Source organism: Paenibacillus hamazuiensis (assembly GCF_023276405.1).
GTDB classification, from domain to species: Bacteria; Bacillota; Bacilli; order Paenibacillales; family NBRC-103111; genus Paenibacillus_AF; species Paenibacillus_AF hamazuiensis.
Window position 1 is genome coordinate 2,161,649 of sequence record NZ_JALRMO010000001.1, and the last position, 21,783, is coordinate 2,183,431.

The following is a 21,783-nucleotide window of genomic DNA, read 5'->3' on the forward strand; positions in this document are numbered from 1 at the left end:
TAAAACCGGAAAGGGCGGGGAACCGCTTGAAGCGTTTTTTAGTTTTTGTTAAAACACGGATGTATTTTCGCCGAAAGGCTTCGGTTAAAAACTTTTGCTTCAACGAACAGGGGGCGGTTTCGCTATACCTCATTTTGATCGTGGTGCCGATCTTTTTGTTTTGTTCGGTATTTATCGATTTTGCCAGAATCAAAGCAGCCGAAAACCAGGCGGAAAACGCGGTCAAAACCGGGCTGCGCTCCACTTTGTCCGCATATAGCCCCGCCCTTCAGCCCTACGGTCTGTTTGCGCTTGAGGCCGATCCCGATCAGTCGAAACAGCTGTTCGGAAAGGTGGTTCGGGGTAATTTGTCGGAAAGGGCGGACCCAAATACGTTCCGTTACATCGATACGGCGATGACGCCCGGAAGCGAGCAGCTGCTTGCCATGTACACGCTTGCCAATCATCAGGTGATGAAGCAGCAAATTTTGGAGGAGATGAAATACCGCGCACCGGTTCAGTTCGGTCTTGAAATAACGGACAAATTTACCTCCACCGGCGTCACCTCACAGATGAAATCGGCGGCACGTTTTGCGGCTCAAGCGGAAAAAGCGGAGAAGCTGCTTGAGAAGCGGGACAAAGCTTTGGACGAAGCGTGGGACGCGTTCGTAAAAATTCGGACGAAGGCCGGGACGGATTATCCGTTTTACGATACGGGCTTGTCTCAGCTTAACGAGCTGAGCGGTAGAGTCGGGATTCACACGGTGGACGAAGTCACGCAGATGATTAACGACGGAAAAGCCCGGCTGCAAAAATGGAATGACCGGCTTCGCTCGATTAACCATTCGATCCGCTCTCTTGCCGATGCGGGGGAAGGCGCGATAGAGGAGATTCGCGAGCTGCGCAAAGAGAAGGCGGATCTGCAAGCCGATATCGACGACCTGCAGCAAAAAATCGCTGATTGGGAGCAGCTCCTGAAGGATGTGCTTGAATATGCTAAGCTGCTGGCCGCCTTAAAGCTGAAATCGGCGAATGATTATGAGCAGCTGTCCGGGCTGCTGGCCCAGTTTAATGAAGAGCTTGCCAAAGCGAAAAAAGCCAACGAGGAGTTAAACGCCGAACTGAGGAAAGGGCGCGAGGAAGGGGCCTCGGGAAATCTCGCAGCGGATGAGGTGTTTGCGCATATTTACGGGATGGGCGCACAAGATTTCGACGATTATGCCAGCAAGGCGGCGGCCGTCGTTGCATTGTTCGGCGGCTTGAAATCGCAGCTGCAGTCTGTCGTTTTTTTCACAGCCGATGATTACGCCGGCACCTCCGAAGCCAACCGGCAGTATTTGGCCAAAGTAAACGAGCTGTATGCGGAGCAAAACCCGAAGGAATCGGCGCGAAACCGCAATAAGACGCAGGCAAGCGCCGGCCAAAAGGAACAGCGCAGCAAAGCTCAGAAGTACCTGGATCAGGCGTTAAAGGCGATGGGCGGCTGCGGAGTCATTTCCGGAGACCCTTTTTCATCGATGTATGCCCGTCTGCAAGGGGGCGATGACGGATTTTTTCAACGTTATATGTTGATTAATGGGCAGCAGGCTGCAGTGCCGCTTATGGAGGAGACCGATCTCGACAATGCCGACAAGGCGGGGAAAACCGCGATGAAGCTGATTGACGGACTGGCCGATTTGCTTACGGCGGCAAGGGATGATATGTACATGAACGAATTTGCGCTCGGCAAATTCAGCTACCGGACATACGGAATCGAGAAGGACAGCTCCGGAAATGTGAAAAACACGCTTGTTCTCAGCGCTCCGGAAACCCATCCGCTCTCGAATCAGGAAGTCGAATACATCATTTATGGCTCGAACTCATGTGCTGGAAACTATGGCAAAGCGTATGCCGAGCTGTTTGCGATCCGACTCGCCATCGGCACGATCGAATCGCTGATGGAACCGCAAAACGAACTGCTCAATGTCGGATCGCCGCTGCTTGTGTTTCTTGCCGCTGTCGCCGAAGGAGCCGTTAAAGCGCAAGCGGACATGATCAGGCTGCTGGATGGAGAGGCCGTGCCGTTGTCCGCGAAGATTGGCAAAGGGTTCACGCTGTATTACAAAGATTATTTGAGGCTGTTTTTGCTGCTGCACGGCCGCGATAAAGTGATGTTATCCCGCATGCAGGCACTGCTGCAGCTGAATACCGGCTTCGACCTTCGAGCGAAAGCGACGTACGTGCAGGGCTCGGCGACGATGTCCGTGAAGCTTTGGTTCATGCCGGGGCTTATGAGAGCGATCGGTCCGCTCGGAGTTCACGGCTGCATCCCTGCCGGGAACCGCTGCGAATTCGTAAAAACCGCTTATTTGGCGTATTAGCTTAACAATCAGGAGGGATTCAGTGGGCCGTTTCGCGCGAAACGAAGGAAGCATCGTATTGGAAGCGGCTTTGACGCTGCCGCTTTTTTTATCGTTTGTTATCGCGATCATTTCGCTCATTCAAATCTCCGTGGCTGAAATGGCGCTGCAATCGGCGGTATCCGAAACAACGAAGCTGATGGCGGCTCACATGTACCCGGTCGATGTCATGTACAAGGAAGCGCGCAGCAAATGGGGGCAAAGCAAGCCATACGCTATTTACAGCTCCGTAGCCGACAAAATCGCCGCCGCTCGCTCCGCCGTGCAAAATTCCGAATCGTTCGTTGAAAATTTTGCCGGCTTCATTCCGGATCCCATCGTCGATCTGGTGCGGTGGGAAAAAGTGAAAAGGGAAAAGATGGAAACGATGGCGCAGGACGAATTTACCGCTTATGTCGAAGCCGTGTACAAGCCGCTCGTCAACAAGGCGTTTACCGCGATTGTGAGTCAATACGCGAGCGGTTCCGTTTTGAAGCCGGAGCATCTACGAGTGACGGACGTCAAGCTGCCGAATTTGGAAAACAAAGAGGAAGCGTTCATCGGCATCGAAGCGGAATACGAGCTTAAGCTGCTCGTACCGTTTTACCGCAAAACGCTGGTGCTTCGCAAATCGGCTGTTGAACGGGCCTGGGTCGGAGCGAACTAGGCCAAGTGAGGAAAGGAGAAATGTTGTGATCGCTGCATTGGCATTGACCGCTTTGCTCGGCACCGCCTTTTTTACGGATTTGAAGACGATGAAAATTCCTAATGTTTTGACCGTATCCGGGGTCGGCCTCGGGCTGCTTGTGCATTCATTCGCGGACGGCTGGAACGGATTGCTTTATGCCTTTGCGGGAGCGGCTGCCGGCTTCGGCTGCCTGCTTTTACTGTATTGGATGAAAGCGCTGGGGGCCGGCGATGTGAAGCTTTTCGCTGCGATCGGGGCCATTGGGGGAGCCGGGTTTGCGCTGAGCTGCCTCATGTATTCCGTTGTTTTTGCCGGGGGCGCCGCGCTCATCATATGGCTGCTTCAAAGGAAGGCGCATCGGCTGGCACAAAGGTTGGCCGTACTGGCCGCAAACCTTCTCATGCTGCGCGATTTGGCGAGCTGGTATGAATTTGCCGGAGCGAAGGACCATATTCGTTTCCCGTTTATGCTGGCTGTCGTTCCCGGGGCGATTGCCGCGGCGTATTTAGGCTGAAAAAGAGGAGGCGAAGTGATGGAGCTGGAAGGGCTTAACGTCGAATTTATACACCGCCACGGACATTTTATGGTGCTGAGCAGCCCTGAAGGTTTGACGGAAGGGCAGCTGTCGCCGCTTCAGGCCAGCATGCTCAAATCGAACGACATTCCGCATTTGCTGCCGGTCACGGTGGAGGAAATGGACGGAAACGTCAGGCTTTACTACAACATATCGGGAAAAAAGATGCTGTCGCACATGCTGAAGCAAACCAGACTATCCTTCCCCGACTACGTCCGCACCATGCTTTCCGTCGTCACTGCGCTGGACGACTGCAGGACGTATATGCTGCTCGAAGCTCAATACGTGCTGCAGACCGAATATATGTTTTGCGGGACGGACGTCTCCGATATTTATTTGACTTACGTCCCGCTGGAGCGATTGATGGTGCAAAAAAAGTCCGTTCCGGGAGAGCTGCAGCAGCTCTCCTCTCAACTCCTGGCAAGCGTCGACTCGCTTCAAGGCGAACGCTTGCAGGAGATCATGACATATTTGCATTTGGACGGATTTCATATTGCCGGGTTTAAAAAAATATTGCTGGAGCAGCTGATGGACGCCTCGCCGCGCCGGCAAACCAAGGCTCCGCCGCATGTTATGCAGCACTCGGCGGAGCCGCAGGAGCGCAGTGAACCGTTTCCGGTACAAAATATCCAGCAGGAGATCAACTTGCGGTCGCATTCGGGTTTTCCGGAAAGGCATCGTGAAAATTTGGATCCTTCCCCGGTGCGGGAATTTGCCTCAACACCGGAGAGTTTGCACGATTCGGGGGCGTCTGCACAATGGCACGAAGCGCTAACCGAGGAGGAGTCCGGCGGAGGGAAACAGCCGGTCAAGCTGACCGTTCCCGTGCTGGCCGTCGCTGCATTAAGCTGCGCTTTGTGCTGGAAATGGTATGCGGAGCATCCGTCGGAGCCGGGTGTTTACATCGCTGCCGGGCTCACGGTACTCATCGCCGGTGCAGCTTTTTATGTGCTGCGCATTTGGCGGCCGCAAACGACGCGAGCCGGGTGGAAGAGTGGCGGAAAGGGGGCCGGGAGCTTGGCGGAACCGGGGTTTGTCGACCTTGCTCCAGCTCGTTTGTCTGAACGCGGTCTTTTCGCAAATGCAGATGTCTCGGCCAAGTCGGACTTCCGGTTTCAGGGGCATAAGGCGGATTTTCAAGCGCCTGCCGACTCACTGGGCCGCGGCTTTCCCGCGGGTGCCGGCCCCCGTTCCGCAGGACTCGGTACGGATCATGCCGCAGCACGCAACAACCGGACGTCTGCCGGTGGAGAATACCCTGCCGCAGTAAATAATCCCCCTTCGCTCAGCGAGGCGACAACCTATTTAACCGCTTCCGACGCCACAGTGTGGCTGGGAGATATGCAAGCTTCGCAGCAGGGGCCGTTTCTCGAGAAAATCGGCGACGGCCAAACGGAACGCATCCCCATCGCCGAACCGAGCTTCGTCATAGGACGCGGCGGGAACGGAGTGCATTATATTGAAGACGCGCCGGGCGTTTCCAGAGCGCATGTGGAATTTATGCAAACGGACGGCCATTATATGGTCAAAGATCTCGGTTCGAAAAACGGCAGTTTCTTAAACGGCGAACAAATGGTGCCCTACAAAGTTTATTCGTTAAAAGAAGGCGATACGGTCAAAATAATCGCCGCGGAATTTATTTTTAAAATGGGGTCGTAGAAGCGGCTCCTTTTGTTTTTTTAAATCAAAAAAATAGTTGCAGCCGACAAACAGGAACGCGAAGATTTATGTCGAATTTTCCATATCTGCGGGTAAAGCAGCGGAATTTACGTTAAAAATGGGGTCGTAACCATGAAAATAACGGTTGCCGTACATTGGCAGTACGGAACGTCTACACATTCGGGCTGGTATCGCGGAGAAAATGAAGACAGGTCGCTGCTGCGCATCGGAACTTCCGAACTAGGGGATCCTTACGCGGTCGCCATCATCGCCGACGGGATGGGCGGTCTCGGCAGCGGGGCCGAGGCAAGCGAAACGGCGCTGACGATCGTGAAGGAATGGATGGACGATGAACTGTCAGGGTTATTTTCGCAGGAGCGGCCGCTGGATGAGCTGGAACTTCGATTGACGCAGCTTTTTGCGCATATCAATGCCCGTCTGCAGCAGGACGGAGCGGCGCGCGACTCGAAAATGGGCACGACGCTAACCGTGCTTGTGCTGCACAAAGAGACGTTTCTGATTCATCATATCGGCGATTGCCGGGTTTATTATTTGAAGCAGGGCGGGCCTCTCAAACAGCTGACCGAGGACCAGTCCTGGGCGGCCGAACAAGTCCGCCAAGGCAGACTGAGCGCTGCGCAGGCGGCCAAACATCCGAACCGCCATGTACTGCTGCAGTGCCTTGGAGTGCAGGAAACGCTGCATATTTACAGCAAAAGGGGGTTCTACGATCCTTATTCGCTGTTTTTGCTGTGCAGCGACGGACTGTACCGCCGGTATAAGGAAGAGGAGCTGCGCCGCTTTTTGACGCTGATGGACGGCAAAAACATCGAGCTGCAGGACATGAGCGCCGCTTTGGTGGAAAAGGCGCTCGACCGCGGAGCCGACGACAACTTGACGCTCATGCTCATTCGGCCGGTTACCGCCTGCAGCACCGAAAAGGAGCGCAGAAAACGCGCGCGCGAGCAGTTTTACCGGCAAACGCTGCCGGATACCGGCCGCAAAGCTATGGAGCAGATGAAGAGCTGGCTGAATAACTTGCGAAAATGAGCCCCTTTTCACAATAAGCGGATTTTTCGGTTATAAAGGTCGCAGGCTATTCCCCAATCTCTCCGTAAAATGCTATAATGTATTGTCGCAAGTTTGCGATGAAAACATAGACGAACAGGAGATTCGGGAGTGCCATGAGCTTACTCACGGTTGAAGATTTAAGCCACACGTTTGGCGACCGCGTTTTATTCAAAAACGTTTCATTTCGTTTGCTGGCGGGAGAACATGTCGGTTTGGTCGGCGCCAATGGCGTCGGCAAATCGACGTTGATGAACATATTGACCGGACAATTGCTGAAAGATTCGGGGAAAGTCGAATGGACGCCGAGGGTGCGTTACGGCTATTTGGACCAGCATTCCAAGCTGACGCCGGGTAAAACGATCCGCGACGTGCTGAAGGACGCTTTTCTTCCATTATTCCAATTAGAGCAGGAAATGATGCAAATTACGGAGAAAATGGGAGAGGCCGATCCGGACGAGCTGGAGCTGCTGCTCGAGCAGATGGGAGAAATTCAGGACCAGCTTGAGAACAGCGGGTTCTACATGCTCGATGTAAAAGTCGAGGAAATGGCCAACGGGCTCGGGCTGGATGCGATCGGTCTTGATCGGGACGTTTCGGCGCTCAGCGGCGGACAGCGGACCAAGGTGCTGCTGGCCAAGCTGCTGCTGGAGCAGCCGACCGTTCTGCTGCTGGACGAGCCGACGAACTATTTGGATGTCGAGCACATCGAATGGCTGACGGGCTATTTGCAGGAATATCCGTATGCGTTCATCCTGATTTCCCACGATACGGAATTTATGAATAAAGTGGTGAATGTGATTTACCATCTGGAGTTCTCCAAGCTGACCCGTTATACGGCCAACTACGAGAAGTTTTTGACGATGGCGGACATCAACAAACAGCAGCATATCGATGCTTACGAGAAGCAGCAGGAATATATCAAGAAAACGGAAGATTTCATCCAGCGGAACAAAGCGAGATACTCCACTGCGGGTCGTGCCAAGAGCCGTCAGAAGCAGCTGGAAAAAATCGAGCGGATCGACCGTCCGGAAACGGCGCCGAAACCGACCTTTATTTTCAAGGAAGCCCGCGCGAGCGGCAAGGTCGTGTTTGAAGGGCAGGATCTGGAGATCGGGTACAATTCGCCTTTGCTGCCGAAGATGAACATCACGATCGAACGCGGCGACAAAATCGCCATCGTCGGCTGCAACGGCGTCGGCAAATCGACGCTGCTTAAGACGATGCTCGGCAAAATTCAGCCGTACAGCGGCAAAACGTATCAAGGGGACTTCCTGTTCCCGGCTTACTTCGAGCAGGAGGTCAAAGCGCCGAACATGACGCCGATCGACGACGTCTGGAACGAATTTTCCAGCATGAACCAGCACGAGGTTCGTGCGGCGCTTGCGCGCTGCGGGCTCAAAAACGAGCACATTACGCGTCCGATCAGCATGCTGAGCGGGGGAGAGCAGGCAAAGGTACGCCTGTGCAAGCTGCTTATGCGGGAAAGCAACTGGATCGCCTTCGACGAGCCGACCAACCATCTGGACGTTGTGGCGAAGGATGAGCTGAAGCGGGCGCTGAAGGAGTATAAAGGAACGATCGTGCTCGTTTGTCACGAGCCTGATTTTTACGAGGACTGGGTAACCAAGGTGTGGAACGTGGAAGAGTGGTCGCAAAAGAAGGTTCGCGCATAAAAGGGCAAAAGCCTACCCGAAGGTAGGCTTTGCGACCATAAACCACATCATGATAAACAGCAGGATCAGATAAAGATACAGCGCCCGGGCGAGCCTCCGCAGTAGGGGGGCGCGGGTTTCCGGAACGTTTCCGGTTTGCCTGAGCTCGCGAATCGTCGGGGAAAACGCTCTGGCGATGAAATACAGCGAGCTGACCAGGATGATGAGGGTGGCGACGATCCACGGCGCTTTCCACGAATAGCCGCCGATCCACACAAGCAGTACGCCGGTGGTGACGAGCACGTGGCCGGTATGCTTGGACAGCCTGACGGCCGATCTGAACGTATCGAGATGAAGCTGGAGAACCGTATCGTCTGCGGATTTCATTTTTCCAAGCAGCGGAATCAGGATGAAAAAAGGCCCGATAGCGCCGACGGCGCTTAAAATGTGCAAATATAAAAGCAGCGAATGCAGCAGATAAGCTCCCCCTTGTCTGCCATAATATGAGCGAAGACGGTCAAAAACAGTGTAGCCCGCTTAGTCGGGACTACACTGTTTACGGTTATGGCGTAAATGCTACAATGTAGAAGAGAGCTTAAATCTCTTTAAACTCGTGAACCCACACTTTCATGTGCGGAAGCCAGGGCATGCCGGCATGCATGGACAAAATGTAGTTTTTGTACGCGTCCAGATTGTCGAAGCCTTCGGATTTCACATTTTCGTCCGTCAGCTCGCCAAGCGACTGCGGATAAACGGAAATCACTTCGAATTTGCGGCCCTGCAGCTCCATAATTTCGCCGGGATCGGCGTAGCGGCCGTTGCGGCGGGTAGCGGTTTTGGCGCCGCTGAGCACCTTGGCGATATCGTCTTCTTTGGTGACGAGACGGTCGATCGTACATGTTTTTGGCGGCAAAGCTTCTGTCATGACGGTAAATCCTCCTTGATTCTGGGCGAAGCGAAAGCTTCGCGTTATGTATGGTTCCTTGTGTAGACTACCGTATTTTTCCGTGAAAATCAAACGAAAAGCGAGGGTTTTCGCATGATCGGCAAACTAAGCGAACGCTATATGCTGGATATATTGGAAATGCTCCTGCTTACGCCGAGTCCCAGCGGTTTTTGCCATGAGATTATGGGCAAGGTGGAGCAAGAGGCAGCCCGACTTGGCTACGCGATGACGTATACGAACAAGGGCTGCGGCGTCATTACGATCCCCGGCAGACGCAGCGACAAAGTGATCGGCATGTCCGCCCACGTCGATACACTCGGCGCGATGGTGCGGTCGATCAAGGACAACGGGCGGCTTCGTTTTACACCGGTGGGCGGCTACATGATGGGATCGGTTGAAAACGAATACTGCCGCGTGCATACACGCGACGGACGTTTTTACGACGGTACGATTTTGACGACGAAGCCGTCTGTGCACGTGTTTCCGGACGCCCGCGAGCTGAAGCGGGACGAAGCGGCGATGGAGGTGCGTCTGGACGAGACGGTCCGTACGAAGGAAGATGTGCTGGCGCTAGGCATCGGCGTCGGCGATTTCATCTCGTTCGACCCTCGCACGCAAATCAAGCCGAGCGGCTACGTCAAGTCGCGGCATCTGGACGATAAAGCGAGCGTAGCCGCCTTATTCGGGCTGCTTGAGCTGATTCGCCGGGAGACGCTCGTTCCGGCGTACACGGTGAAACTGTTCATTACGACCTTTGAGGAGGTCGGCCACGGGGCCGCTTATTTGCCTGACGATATTACAGAGCTGATCGCGGTCGATATGGGCGCCATCGGAGACGACCTCAGCTGCACCGAAGTGGACGTATCGATATGCGCCAAGGACTCATCCGGTCCGTACGATTACCAGATGACGTCGAAGCTGATCGAGCTGGCCCGCAGGGAAGGGCTCAGCTTCGCGGTCGACATTTACCCGCAATACGGGTCCGACGCTTCGGCCGCTCTTCGCGGAGGGCGCAACATTCGCGCGGCGCTCGTCGGCCCCGGCGTGCATGCTTCACACGGCATGGAGCGCACCCACGTGCAGGCCATTACGCACACGGCGGCATTGCTGGCGGCTTATATGCAGGAGGAGTAACTTTTTCGCAAAGGACGGTACGACATGCAAATTTTATCGGTAGATCAGCTAAATAAAAGCTACGGCGAAAAGGTTTTATTCGACAACATCTCGTTCGGCATCAATGAAAGAGAGCGCATAGGGCTCATCGGCGTCAACGGCACCGGGAAATCGACACTACTTAAAATTATGGCCGGGCTGGAGCCATTGGACTCCGGCAAGCTGGTTCACGCCAATCATTTCCGCGTCGAATATTTGCCGCAAAATCCCGAGTTCGAGCCTGGGTCAACCGTGCTCGAACAGGTGTTTTACGGCGATAGCCCGCTGATGCGGACGCTGCGCGAATATGAAGCGGCGCTGCTGGAGCTGGAGGCGGACCCCGCCGACGAGCGCAGGCAAAGGCGCCTGTTTCAGGCGCAGCAGCAGATGGATGCGGCAGGCGCATGGGAGGCAAACACGACGGCGAAGACGGTATTGACGAAGCTCGGCATCCGCGAGTTCGACAAGCCGGTCGGCCTGCTCTCCGGCGGCCAGCGCAAGCGGGTGGCGATGGCGCGGGTGCTGATTCAGCCGGCGGACCTGCTGGTCCTCGACGAGCCGACGAACCATATCGACAATGAGACCGTGGAGTGGCTCGAGCAGTTTTTGGCCAAGTGGAAAGGGGCGCTGCTGCTCGTTACTCACGACCGCTACTTCCTTGACCGGGTGACGAATCGGATCATCGAGCTCGACCGCGGCAAGCTGTACAGCTATGAGGGTAATTACGCCGCGTATCTGGAAAAGAAAGCGGACCGTCTGGAGCGGGAGGCCGCGATGGAGGACAAGCGGCAAAACCTGCTGCGCCGCGAGCTCGCCTGGCTTCGCCGCGGCGCGAAGGCGCGCACGACGAAACAGAAAGCCCGCGTGGAGCGCGCGCACGAGCTGATGGAGCAGGCGCCGGACCGAGCTGCGGAAAAGCTCGATATGGCGCTTGGCGCCAGCAGGCTCGGCAAAAAAGTAATCGAGCTGGAAGATGTATCCAAGCAGTTCGGCGAGCGCGAGCTAATCCGCGATTTCAGCTATATCGTCATGCCGGACGACCGCATCGGCATCATCGGTCCGAACGGCAGCGGCAAATCGACGCTGCTGAACGTGCTGGCCGGGCGACTTGCGCCCGACTCCGGCAAAATCGAAGTCGGGCAGACGGTCAAAATCGCCTACTATACGCAGGAAAACGCGGAGATGAACGAGTCGCTGCGCGTCATCGAATACATCAAGGAAGCGGCGGAAGTGGTGCACACGGCAAACGGCGAGAAAATTACCGCGGCGCAAATGCTGGAACGGTTTTTGTTCCCGCCGAATCAGCAGTGGACGCCGATTTCCCGGCTTTCCGGCGGCGAACGCCGCAGACTTTACCTGCTGCGCACGTTGATGGGCGAACCTAACGTGCTGCTGCTCGACGAGCCGACGAACGATCTTGACATTCAGACGCTGACCGTTTTGGAGGATTACCTCGAAACGTTTCCGGGCGCCGTCATTACCGTATCGCACGACAGGTATTTTCTCGACAAGACGGCGGAGAGGCTGTTTGCATTTGAGGATGGGGGCATACGGAAATACGAAGGAAGCTATACGGAATATTTGGAGCGCCGCCAGCTGGAGCAGCAGGCGGAAGAGGGCGAGGGAAAACACGGAAGCGGCGACGCAGGCAGGAAGGGGGGCAAGGAAGGCGCACCCGGCATAGGCGGTGCCGGCGACGCTCCGGCTGCTGCGGCGGGTAAGAGCGACCGGCCGCTGCGCAAGCTGTCTTTTAAAGACCAGAAAGACTGGGACGAAATCGAAGGCAAAATCGCTGCGCTTGAGGCGCGACTGGCACAGGTTCGCAGCGACATTGAACGGTCCGGCAGCGACTACGGCAAAGTGCAGGAGCTGTATGCCGAGGAGCAGAAGCTGAACGAGCAGCTTGAGCTGGCGATGGACCGCTGGGCGGAACTTTCCGAGCTTGTCGAGCAGATCGCACAAAACAAATAGCGGCGAATGTGCGGTGCTCGGGCAAACTTCCTGATTTTATGATATAATATCGGTTTGTGTAGGAAATTTGCAGAAAGTAGGTCGTTTATCCAATATGATCACTGTGACTAATGTATCCTTACGATATGGCAAACGCGCATTGTTCGAAGATGTGAACATCAAGTTTACCCCCGGCAACTGCTACGGTTTGATCGGAGCGAACGGGGCCGGGAAATCGACGTTTTTGAAAATTTTATCCGGCGAGATGGAGCCGAACAAAGGCGAAGTGAGCATCACTCCGGGCGAGCGCCTGGCGGTGCTGAAGCAGAACCATTTCGAATACGATGAAGTGGAAGTGCTGAAAACCGTCATTATGGGCCACCAAAAGCTGTTCCAGATCATGGAGGAAAAAAACGCGCTGTATGCCAAGCCCGATTTCTCCGAGGAAGACGGCATGCGCGCGGCCGAGCTGGAAGGAGAATTCCAGGAGCTGGACGGCTGGCAGGCGGAATCCGATGCGGCAGAGCTGCTGATCGGTTTGGGTATTCCGACTTCGCTTCACGAAGTCAAAATGAAGGAGCTCGGCGGCAACGAGAAGGTTCGGGTGCTGCTTGCGCAAGCTCTGTTCGGCTCGCCGAACATTTTGCTTCTTGACGAGCCGACCAACCATCTGGACATCGAATCGATCAACTGGCTGATCAACTTCCTCGCGAAGTTCGACGGCACCGTCATCGTCGTATCCCATGACCGCCACTTCCTGAACCAGGTATGTACGCATATTGCGGATATCGATTTCGGAAAAATCCAGCTGTATGTCGGCAACTACGATTTCTGGTACGAATCGAGCCAACTGGCGTTGAAGCTGGCGCGGGAGCAGAACAAGAAAGTGGAGGAGAAGAGGAAAGAGCTCGAGGCGTTTATCGCCCGCTTTAGCGCGAATGCGTCGAAGTCGAAGCAGGCAACCTCCCGGAAGAAGACGCTGGAGAAGCTTACTCTCGAAGACATTAAGCCGTCCAACCGCAAGTATCCGTTCATCAAGTTTACGCCGGAACGCGAAGCGGGCAAACAGCTGCTTACCGTAAACGGCATCAGCAAGAGCATCGATGGAGAACTGGTGCTGAACAACGTCAGCTTTGTCGTGAATAAAGACGACAAAATCGCGCTTGTCGGCCCGAACGGACTTGCCAAAACGACGCTGTTCCGCATCCTGATGGGCGAAATCGAACCGGACAGCGGCGAATACAGCTGGGGCGTAACGACGACGCAGGCGTATTTCCCGAAGGACAACTCGGAGTATTTCCAGTCCGATCTTAATTTGGTCGACTGGCTGCGCCAATATTCGAAGGAGCAGGACGAATCGTACCTGCGCGGCTTCCTCGGCCGCATGCTGTTCTCCGGCGAGGAGGCGCTGAAGAAAGCGAGCGTTTTGTCCGGAGGCGAGAAGGTGCGCTGCATGCTGTCGAAAATGATGATGAGCGGAGCCAACGTGCTTATTCTCGACGAGCCGACGAACCATCTCGATCTCGAGTCGATTACGGCGCTGAACAACGGTCTTGTCGATTTCGATGGCACGATGCTGTTCGTTTCTCATGACCACCAGTTTATTCAAACGATTGCGAACCGCATTATCGAAATTACGCCAAACGGCATCATCGATAAAGTGATCACCTACGACGAATACCTGGAAAATGCCGATATTCAAAAACAGCGGGAGCAGCTGTACGCTTAAGGACCGAGCCGGCAGCGGTTACCGGAAAAATAAAAAGGATGAGCCTGCACATCGCAAGGCTCATCCTTGTTTTGAAATAGGGGCCGTGACCGAACTTTCTCCGCTGGAGAAAAGTCAGAGACGGCAAGCTGCAGAAGCAAACCGGGCGGTGTCGCATCGGTTGACTGTCCGCATGGCCGCTTGGCCCGGCGGCTGCTGGCAGCGAAGTTCAGCTGCCACCGGTTCTGCGCCGTTGGTTGTTCGGCTTTTTGTTGTTTTGGCTTTTCATGACGGCGCTGTTGCCGCCTCTGAGCTTGTTCCCGGACGGGTCGCTGGCCTGCGCCTGCTTCTTTTGCTCGAGTTTCATCTTCATTGCCTCGGCGAGGCTGATTTTCCGCGGTTCCGCCGCTGCGGGTTGCTGATTTTGTTCGTCCGACATTGACAAACACCTTCCTTGGGACGTTAATCTTGCTTGTACACACGCTATATTGTACAAGCAACCGGCATGACAAGCAACGTCCAAGTTCAATTATATGAAAAAAGGGGCTGATGCCTTGTTCGATCCGACCATCTACGACAACCTGAAAGTCGTTCTGGAGGGGGCGCTGTACGATCTTGACCTGGCCGGGCAAATCGCAGTAACCGGCCGGTCCGACCGGCTTGATCTGGCGACGATGTCCCGGTCGTTTCATATGGAATGCAGCTTGCGCGAGGACGGCGCCGCTTCGGCGGGAATTACGCTGCAGGCCGAACTTGCGGATCTTGCGGCGGAAATTTTGGAGCGGCCGGAGGAAGGCGGCAAACCCGGCTGCTACTGCTTTATCACGTTCCGGACGCCTGTGAATGAACCGCAGAGAGAGGCGCCGGAAATTGCGGATTTGATCCGCGAAACATGGGGAGGCCGCCCTCAGCTGAAGATGACGGTAAGCTACAGCCCGGATGAAGCGGATCCGGATTTCATGCTCCTGACGTCGATGCATTTCGGACGTAAGCTGGATGAAGGCCAAGCCGAAGATATCCAAAGCCTGGTCGATCATGTCGTGCTTACGCTGCAAACGTTGGACGGGCGGCTGAAGCTGGAGCAGGGATGAGGTGAGGCCTTTATGAAAGAATGCAGTCCGAAGGAGCTGTCCGACTCACTGCAGTCGGCCGGCAGCTTCTTCCTGTTCGTGCACACGCCGTTTTGCGGCACATGCAAGGTGACGGAGCGGATGCTGGACATCATTTTGCAAATGAAACCGGAGCTCGCTATTCGAAAATGCAACATCAATCTGGCTCCGGAGCTCGCTTTGCGCTGGAAAATAGCCAGCGTTCCCTGCATCGTACGCGTGGAGCGCGGCGAGCCGATCCGCCGCATATACCGAATGCAGTCGGTGGACGGCTTGCTTGCCTGGCTAACCTTAAACGATTCCGATTCGAAAGGAGTTTTACCGAATGAATGATCATCTGCAGGTTGGAAGTATGGTGCTTGCTTCGTACAAAACCGGCGAATACATCGGAGAGATCGTCGAACCGCCGACACCGGCCAAAGCGGCCGTACAAATACTGGCCGTCGTTAAACATCCGACGCAGGGGGATTTGCACAATCCGATGGACCCGGATGTGCCGTTTTTCCATCAGCGGCGGGCGCTGGCCTATAAGGAGATCGCGCTGATGCCTCTGCAGACGATCCGCCCGTACCGCGGCGAAGTGCCCGACTATATCGACTCGCTACGCGCAGCGCTGGCGAGAGAGATGCAGACGCTCGCACGCACCGCGGAGTGGGCGAACCGCTGCCTGCAGGAGCTGGAGCAGCTGCAGAAGGAATATAAGCTGTAGAAGCGGTGGGCGCGGCGCGATTCCGTTTGCCGCCGGGCTTTGACATGCCCCCGTTTTAAAACCGCTTCGTTTGCTCCAAATACCCCCGGTAATTGCGTTCGATTTCCACGAACGAATCGCCGCCGAATTTGTCCAGGAACGCGCACGCGAGCTCCCAGGCAACGGCATTTTCCATGACGACGGCTGCGGCCGGAACCGCGCAGCTGTCCGAGCGCTCAATTTGTGCGGCGAACGGCTGTTTCGTCGCGATATCGACGCTCGCCAGCGGTTTGTACAGCGTCGGAATCGGCTTCATGACGGCGCGCACCACGACCGGCTCGCCGGTCGTCATGCCGCCCTCGAAGCCGCCGGCCCGGTTGCTGGCGCGGTAAAACCCTCTCGCCCCGTCGTACATGATTTCGTCATGAACCTGCGAGCCGCGGAGGGCCGCCGCTGCAAATCCGACGCCGAACTCGACGGCTTTGAACGCCTGAATCGACTGGACGGCCTGAGCAATTCGGCCGTCCAATTTGCGGTCCCACTGCACGTGGGAGCCGAGACCCGCAGGCAGCCCCTCGGCGATCACTTCGATCAGCCCGCCGACCGAATCTCCCGCCGCCTTCACCTCGTCGATGTGGCGCATCGCGCGCTCCGACGTCTCCGGGTCCGCCATGCGGACGGGGGAAGCTTCCGCCAGACGGACGAGCTCGTCCAGCCCGCCGTCCCACGGCCGCGCCGCGACTTCGCCGATCCGCAGCACATGGCCCGCAACGCGGATGCCGAACGCGGCGAGCAGCCGCTTGCCGACGGCGCCGCAGGCGACGCGCAGCGTCGTTTCACGCGCGCTGGAGCGCTCGAGGATATTGCGTAAATCGCGCTGATCATATTTCAGCCCGCCGTTTAAATCGGCGTGGCCCGGCCGCGGCCGGGTAAGCGCGCGTTTGCCGGCGTCCGCATCCGCTACAGGCTCTGCGCTCATAACGCCCTGCCAATGCGCCCAGTCTTTGTTTTCGACGACGAGGGCGATCGGCGCGCCTGTCGTCCTGCCGTGGCGGACGCCGCCGGCAAGCTGCACGCGGTCCTGCTCGATCTGCATGCGGCGCCCGCGCCCGTAGCCCGTCTGCCTGCGGCGCAGCTCATGGTCGATGTGCTCCGCGAGCAGTTCAATATGGCTCGGCATCCCCTCGATAATAGCCGTCAGCTGCGGTCCGTGCGATTCTCCGGCGGTTAACATTCTCATCAAAACTCATCTTCCTCTCCGTTTTGGATGAATTGATTATAAGCCAGGCGCATGATATAAATAAAATATATACTTTCTATATCCTCCATAGACAGGGGCTATATTCTGTGCAAAATCTAGATTTGTACCGCGTGTTTTATCATGTCGTGCGGTCCGGAAGCATTTCCGGCGCGGCGCAGGAGCTTTTCATCACGCAGCCGAGCGTAAGCCATGCGGTGAAGCAGCTGGAGCAAAAGCTCGGGATGCAGCTGCTTCACCGCGGTGCCAAGGGGGTCAGCTTAACGAGCGAAGGGGAGCAGCTTTACGCGTATGTACATCAGGCGTACCATTTGCTGGCCGCGGCCGAGAAAAAGATGGCCGATCTGAAAAAGCTGGAAGCCGGCGAGCTGAAAATCGGCGTCAGCGGATCGCTCGTCAAGCACTATTTGCTGCCTTATCTGGAGGCATACTACCGCGAATATCCGCAAATCCGGCTGAGACTTGTCCATGGCAAAACGGCGGATATCGCGAATATGCTGCATGAAGGGAACATCGATATCGGGATCGTTCATCTTCCGGTGGACGACGAGCGGCTTGAGACGTTCCCGACCTTGACGATACAAGACATCTTTGTCGCCGGAGGTGCATACCGCCACTTTGCCGAGCAGCCGATTTCACTCAACGATCTGCTCGATCAGCCGCTTGTGCTGTTGTCGGCCGCAAGCAGCCAGCGCACCTTTCTGAGCCGCATAGCGGCCGCTTATGGCGCCGAGATCAAGCCGGCCATCGAACTCGGCAATATCGAGCTGCTTGCCGAGTTTGCGAAGCTCGGCTTCGGCATCGCCTTCGTGCCGCAATCGTTCGTCGCAGCGGAACTTGCGGCAGGGACGATTGCGCACATTCCGCTGATCGAGCCGATCCCTCCGCGGCAGGTCGGTATCGCGACGCTGAGAAACGCACCGCTTTCGCAAGCGGCGCAAAAGTTCGCCCGGCTTATGTCCGGCGGGCAGGAAATCGCGCGGTAACGTCAAATACAAAAAGAATGCTCACACGGAAAAAATAGGGGTGAGGAAACCCATGTTATTCGTTTGGATCGGCTTGTGGACCGTCGGCCTGCTGCTGCTCGTCACGGACCCGAAGCGGCCGACAACCCGCTGGATCAGCAGCATTGCGTTTACCGGCGGCTCCGGAGGATTGTCGGCGGTCATTGCCGAGACTATAGTTCCTGATTTCGTTCAGAGAGGGTGGTATACCGATCAAGCCGCTCAGGCGTTATGGATTCTCGAGCTGACCTGCTCGCGCATTTGCTACTACGGACTTCCTTATACGTTTTTGATGTTTGCTATCGTCTATTCCCCGTGGAATCCGTCCCGCACACTCCGGCGCGCCATACCGGTCCTGCTGCTCGTGCCGCTGGCTGCTTCTTTCGCGTTTCAGCCGCGAGGGACGGAACCGATCCCATACGATTACGTTACGTTTTGGACGACACCGTACATTTTGGCCGGAGTGGCGCTGCTGGCCGTCGCCGCTTTCCGCGAACGCAATTCGTTTCTGCGCAAAACGCGCATGCTGACGATGCTCGCGGCCGCGCCGACCCTGCTGTTCGCGATGTTTACGCTGTACATTTTGCCGGCGTATTTCGGCGTGTACGAGTATTGGCGATACAACGCGTGGGTCATCGCGTTCACGCTTGCCGTCATCCTGGTCTCCAGCCTCAGATACGGCTTTATGGGGCTGCAAATTTCGATCCGCAACCAGAAGCTCGATTATACGCTGCGGGCGATCACTTCGGGAACGGCGATTTTGAATCACGCGATCAAAAACGATGTTGGCAAAATCAAGCTGTTCACGCAAAAAATTAAAGCCGAAGCGGCCGCTTCCGGCAATGCTTCGCTCAGCGCCGACATCGATGTGATCATGGCGGCGTCGCAGCACATATATGATATGATTTACCGGATACAAGATCAGACCCAGGAGGTCAGTCTGCAGCTCGAAGAGCTGCGCCTCGACGCTTTGATCGAGGAAACGCTGCGAACGACCGGGCAGGAGCTGGCGGGCATCAAGGTGACGACCGAGCTGAATTACGACAAGCCGTTCGTCGGAGATCGCGCACAGCTCGGCGAGGTGATGACGAATCTGCTCACAAACGCGGCCGAAGCGATGCCTCAAGGCGGCAAGCTTCATGTCCGTTTGTACGAAACAAAACGCAGCATTGCGCTCGAAATCAAGGATACGGGCCACGGGATGGACAAAAAGCAGCTGAAGCGCATCTTCGATCCGTTTTATACGACGAAGTCCGGGAAAAAGCTGAACTTTGGCCTCGGCCTGTCATACTGCTATAATGTGATTCAAAAGCACAAGGGGAGCATGGAAATCGCCAGTAAGCCTGGGCTAGGTACGACTGTGTCCATTCAGTTTTCCAAAAAACGCAAGCTGATCTGATGGATCACAGAAGGCGGCGGAAGACGGCGACCATATTTTCGGAGGGGAATCGATGGATAATATAAGGGTAGTGATCGTCGAAGACGATCCCGATTGGCTGAAAGGATTGTCTTCGTATCTGGCGGCACAGCCGGATATTCAAATTGTCGGCACGGCCGATTCCGGGCAAGGCGCCGTTGAGCTGATGGAACGGACCGAAGCGGATGTCGTTCTGATGGACATGATGATGTCGAACAGCCCGGAAGGTATCTGGGCGACGGCGGAAATCGTGCAGTGCACCGGGGCCAAGGTGATCATGCTTTCGTCGATGGAGGAGCAGGAACTGATTTTCGAAGCGTTTAAGGTCGGCGCCGTCGATTACATGGTGAAATCGAATTTCGAAGAAATTCCCGAAGCGGTGCGCAATGCATACCGGAACCGGACGGCCATTCATCCGAGTGTCGCGGAAAAAATGCGCCAGGAATTCCGCCGCCTGAAAACGCTTGAACACGAGGTGCGGATCAAGGAATTGAAAAATTTGTTGACGCCGACCGAACTTCAGGTGCTCGGCATGATCGAACAAGGGCATACGCAGACGCAGATCGCCGACAAATTTTTCATTTCGATCCGAACGGTCAAGGTGCATGTCGGCAACATTTTGCGCAAGCTGGGGGGCAAAAGCAGCAAGGAAGCGGCGCAAAAGGCGAAGGATATGGGCATATTGTAGCCTGCGGCGGCGAAATGGTGTTACGGTGCTGCGGATATGATATAGTAGGATCGAAGCAATTTACTATACACGTTCACGGAGGTTTGAAAACAGAATGAGCAGCAGCGCACAACTCCGCTTCGGCCTGATCGGAGCCGGAAACATTGCCAACGTGCATATTCAGACGTTAAACCAAATCCCGGAGGCGGCCATCACCGCGATCACGGATACTTATTTGCCGATGGCCGAGCAGCGGGCCCAGCAATACGGCATTCCCGCCGTTCACAATTCGTACGAGCGGCTTTTGGAGGACCCGAACGTCGATGCCGTCATCATCGCAGTACCGAACCAGTTCCACTCGCCGATCGCGATTGCGGCGCTTCAGGCCGGCAAGCATGTGCTGCTGGAGAAGCCGATGGCTATAAATGCGCAGGCGGCCAAAGAGATCGTGCAGGTTCATCGCCAGTCGAACCACACGCTCATGCTCGCGCACCAGATGCGCTGGGAATGGCTCAGCCTGCAGGTGAAGCAGCAGATCGACAAAGGAGCGCTCGGCCGCATCTACAATGTGAAAACCGGTTGGCTGCGCCGCAAAGGCATTCCCGGCTGGGGCAGCTGGTTTACGCAGATGGCGCAGTCCGGCGGCGGGCCGCTGATCGACATCGGCGTGCATATGATCGATTTGTCGCTGCATCTGATCGGCGACGCGAAGCCGGTATCGGTCTTCGGCTCCACATATGCCGAGTTCGGCCCGAAAAAGAAAGGGATCGGCACCTGGGGTTTCCCGAACTGGAACGGCATCTACGATGTCGAAGACTTGGCGACGGCACTGATCAAGCTCGATAACGGCGCTACCTTGTCGCTTGACGTGAGCTGGGCGGCGCACACGGAAATGCTCGACTCCAGCCCGTTCCTTTATTTGATGGGCTCGGAAGGCGGCGCCTCGATGCGCGGAGCGAAGGGCAAGCTGCATACCGAGCTGTTCGATCGCACCGCCGACGTCGAGTTAGTGACGCCGGAGGGCGACGAAGGGCCGCGAGTCCGCATGGCGCGTCATTTCATCGAATGCGTGCAGGAAGGGAAAGAGCCGCTCACTTCGGCGCTTTCCGGGTATACGAACAGCCTTATTCTCGAAGCGATCTATGAGTCTTCCCGAACCGGCGGCGAAGTGAAGCTGGATTGGAGCTTGTAACGCAATGGATCTGCTGCAGCTAAATCTGAATTTGTTCAGCATCATCGGCACGGTCGCTTTTGCCGTGAGCGGGGCGGTCGTTGCGATGGAAGAAGAATACGATATATTGGGCGTATTCGTGCTTGGCCTGGTGACGGCGTTCGGAGGCGGTGTCGTGCGCAATCTGCTGATCGGCGTACCGGTGACAACGCTGTGGTCGCAAGGTCTTTATTTGAAAACGGCGGTGATCGCCACCGCTCTAGTGTTTTTTTTGCCGGTCAGCTGGATCAACCGCTGGAAGACGTGGGAGTCGCTGTTCGATGCTGTCGGGCTGTCGGCCTTTTCCATTCAAGGCGCGCTGTATGCGGTCAATATGCATCATCCCGTCAGTGCCGTCATCGTTGCCGCGGTCATGACCGGCATCGGCGGCGGCATCATCCGCGATGTGCTCGCCGGGCGCAAGCCGCTCGTGCTGCGCGATGAAATTTATGCCGTTTGGGCGATGGGAGCGGGTCTCGCCATAGGCCTCGGCTGGCTTCAGGGCGCGATTCCGCTGCTCGTCCTTTTCATCGGCGTCGTCGCACTGCGCATGATGTCGGTGTATTTCAAATGGCGGCTTCCCCGCCGGTCCTTGCGTTCCTCGTTGGAACGGATGCCGTAACGGCCAATCGGTCGGCAATTATCCAGTAACGTGCGTGCAGAAAGCGGGTAT

21 protein-coding genes are annotated in these 21,783 nt (G+C 56.1%); 17 read left to right on the forward strand and 4 right to left on the reverse strand.

Annotated features, from left to right (window positions below; all coding sequences use genetic code 11):
• The first annotated feature begins 26 nt into the window (after positions 1-26).
• From MYS68_RS09470 to MYS68_RS09495, 6 genes are all read left to right on the forward strand, one after another.
• On the forward strand, positions 27-2,339 hold the full coding sequence (locus MYS68_RS09470; RefSeq protein WP_248925603.1) for a hypothetical protein: 2,313 nt from the start codon (positions 27-29) through the stop codon (positions 2,337-2,339).
• Positions 2,340-2,361: 22 nt separating this feature from the next.
• A complete protein-coding gene (locus MYS68_RS09475) occupies positions 2,362-3,024 on the forward strand; it encodes a TadE/TadG family type IV pilus assembly protein (RefSeq protein WP_248925604.1) in 663 nt (220 codons plus the stop codon).
• Between the two features lie 25 nt (positions 3,025-3,049).
• Positions 3,050-3,559 (forward strand): prepilin peptidase, encoded by a 510-nt coding sequence (locus tag MYS68_RS09480; protein WP_248925605.1) that lies wholly within the window; start codon positions 3,050-3,052, stop codon positions 3,557-3,559.
• A gap of 18 nt (positions 3,560-3,577) precedes the next feature.
• Positions 3,578-5,278 carry a DUF6382 domain-containing protein gene (locus MYS68_RS09485; RefSeq protein WP_248925606.1) on the forward strand — a complete coding sequence of 567 codons (1,701 nt, stop codon included), beginning with the start codon at positions 3,578-3,580 and terminating at the stop codon, positions 5,276-5,278.
• 132 nt (positions 5,279-5,410) lie between these two features.
• The gene (locus MYS68_RS09490; RefSeq protein ID WP_248925607.1) at positions 5,411-6,328 is read left to right on the forward strand and encodes a PP2C family protein-serine/threonine phosphatase; all 918 of its coding nucleotides are present in this window, start codon (positions 5,411-5,413) and stop codon (positions 6,326-6,328) included.
• A gap of 134 nt (positions 6,329-6,462) precedes the next feature.
• Positions 6,463-8,022 carry an ABC-F family ATP-binding cassette domain-containing protein gene (locus MYS68_RS09495; protein WP_248925608.1) on the forward strand — a complete coding sequence of 520 codons (1,560 nt, stop codon included), beginning with the start codon at positions 6,463-6,465 and terminating at the stop codon, positions 8,020-8,022.
• A 12-nt stretch (positions 8,023-8,034) separates the two neighbouring features.
• Here MYS68_RS09495 and MYS68_RS09500 read toward each other — a convergent pair whose 3' ends face one another.
• Together MYS68_RS09500 and MYS68_RS09505 are read right to left on the reverse strand one after the other, a co-directional pair.
• Positions 8,035-8,478 (reverse strand): DUF2269 family protein, encoded by a 444-nt coding sequence (locus tag MYS68_RS09500; protein ID WP_248930860.1) that lies wholly within the window; start codon positions 8,476-8,478, stop codon positions 8,035-8,037.
• 118 nt (positions 8,479-8,596) lie between these two features.
• The gene (locus MYS68_RS09505) at positions 8,597-8,926 is read right to left on the reverse strand and encodes an ASCH domain-containing protein (RefSeq protein WP_248925609.1); all 330 of its coding nucleotides are present in this window, start codon (positions 8,924-8,926) and stop codon (positions 8,597-8,599) included.
• A 114-nt stretch (positions 8,927-9,040) separates the two neighbouring features.
• On the opposite strand from MYS68_RS09505, the gene MYS68_RS09510 reads away from it, so the two are divergent.
• The 3 genes from MYS68_RS09510 (at position 9,041) to MYS68_RS09520 (ending at position 13,778) form a co-directional block, all read left to right on the forward strand.
• Positions 9,041-10,081: a M42 family metallopeptidase gene (locus tag MYS68_RS09510; protein ID WP_248925610.1), complete on the forward strand. Its 1,041-nt coding sequence runs from the start codon at positions 9,041-9,043 to the stop codon at positions 10,079-10,081.
• Between the two features lie 24 nt (positions 10,082-10,105).
• Positions 10,106-12,070, forward strand: coding sequence for an ABC-F family ATP-binding cassette domain-containing protein (locus MYS68_RS09515; protein WP_248925611.1), 1,965 nt, complete (start codon positions 10,106-10,108; stop codon positions 12,068-12,070).
• 94 nt (positions 12,071-12,164) lie between these two features.
• A complete protein-coding gene (locus MYS68_RS09520) occupies positions 12,165-13,778 on the forward strand; it encodes an ABC-F family ATP-binding cassette domain-containing protein (RefSeq protein WP_248925612.1) in 1,614 nt (537 codons plus the stop codon).
• Between the two features lie 208 nt (positions 13,779-13,986).
• Here MYS68_RS09520 and MYS68_RS09525 read toward each other — a convergent pair whose 3' ends face one another.
• Positions 13,987-14,196 (reverse strand): hypothetical protein, encoded by a 210-nt coding sequence (locus MYS68_RS09525; protein WP_248925613.1) that lies wholly within the window; start codon positions 14,194-14,196, stop codon positions 13,987-13,989.
• A gap of 115 nt (positions 14,197-14,311) precedes the next feature.
• On the opposite strand from MYS68_RS09525, the gene MYS68_RS09530 reads away from it, so the two are divergent.
• From MYS68_RS09530 to kapB, 3 genes are read left to right on the forward strand one after another with little or no spacing between them, the layout of a single operon-like run.
• The gene (locus MYS68_RS09530; protein ID WP_248925614.1) at positions 14,312-14,848 is read left to right on the forward strand and encodes a hypothetical protein; all 537 of its coding nucleotides are present in this window, start codon (positions 14,312-14,314) and stop codon (positions 14,846-14,848) included.
• A 12-nt stretch (positions 14,849-14,860) separates the two neighbouring features.
• Positions 14,861-15,199, forward strand: a complete 339-nt coding sequence (locus MYS68_RS09535; protein ID WP_248925615.1) for a thioredoxin family protein — start codon at positions 14,861-14,863, stop codon at positions 15,197-15,199.
• Positions 15,192-15,575, forward strand: coding sequence for a kinase-associated lipoprotein KapB (gene kapB, locus MYS68_RS09540; protein ID WP_248925616.1), 384 nt, complete (start codon positions 15,192-15,194; stop codon positions 15,573-15,575). Before MYS68_RS09535 ends, kapB begins: the two co-directional genes overlap by 8 nt.
• 55 nt (positions 15,576-15,630) lie before the next feature.
• Here kapB and aroC read toward each other — a convergent pair whose 3' ends face one another.
• Positions 15,631-16,794 (reverse strand): chorismate synthase, encoded by a 1,164-nt coding sequence (aroC, locus tag MYS68_RS09545; protein ID WP_248925617.1) that lies wholly within the window; start codon positions 16,792-16,794, stop codon positions 15,631-15,633.
• Positions 16,795-16,901: 107 nt separating this feature from the next.
• Here aroC and MYS68_RS09550 point away from each other — a divergent pair, with 107 nt between their 5' ends.
• The 5 genes from MYS68_RS09550 (at position 16,902) to MYS68_RS09570 (ending at position 21,732) form a co-directional block, all read left to right on the forward strand.
• Positions 16,902-17,798 carry a LysR family transcriptional regulator gene (locus tag MYS68_RS09550; RefSeq protein ID WP_248925618.1) on the forward strand — a complete coding sequence of 299 codons (897 nt, stop codon included), beginning with the start codon at positions 16,902-16,904 and terminating at the stop codon, positions 17,796-17,798.
• A 52-nt stretch (positions 17,799-17,850) separates the two neighbouring features.
• Positions 17,851-19,215, forward strand: a complete 1,365-nt coding sequence (locus MYS68_RS09555; protein WP_248925619.1) for a sensor histidine kinase — start codon at positions 17,851-17,853, stop codon at positions 19,213-19,215.
• Positions 19,216-19,267: 52 nt separating this feature from the next.
• Complete coding sequence (locus MYS68_RS09560; RefSeq protein ID WP_248925620.1) at positions 19,268-19,921, forward strand: response regulator transcription factor; 654 nt, start codon at positions 19,268-19,270, stop codon at positions 19,919-19,921.
• 94 nt (positions 19,922-20,015) lie between these two features.
• The gene (locus MYS68_RS09565) at positions 20,016-21,092 is read left to right on the forward strand and encodes a Gfo/Idh/MocA family protein (protein WP_248925621.1); all 1,077 of its coding nucleotides are present in this window, start codon (positions 20,016-20,018) and stop codon (positions 21,090-21,092) included.
• A gap of 4 nt (positions 21,093-21,096) precedes the next feature.
• Positions 21,097-21,732 (forward strand): trimeric intracellular cation channel family protein, encoded by a 636-nt coding sequence (locus tag MYS68_RS09570; RefSeq protein ID WP_248925622.1) that lies wholly within the window; start codon positions 21,097-21,099, stop codon positions 21,730-21,732.
• Positions 21,733-21,783: the final 51 nt, after the last annotated feature.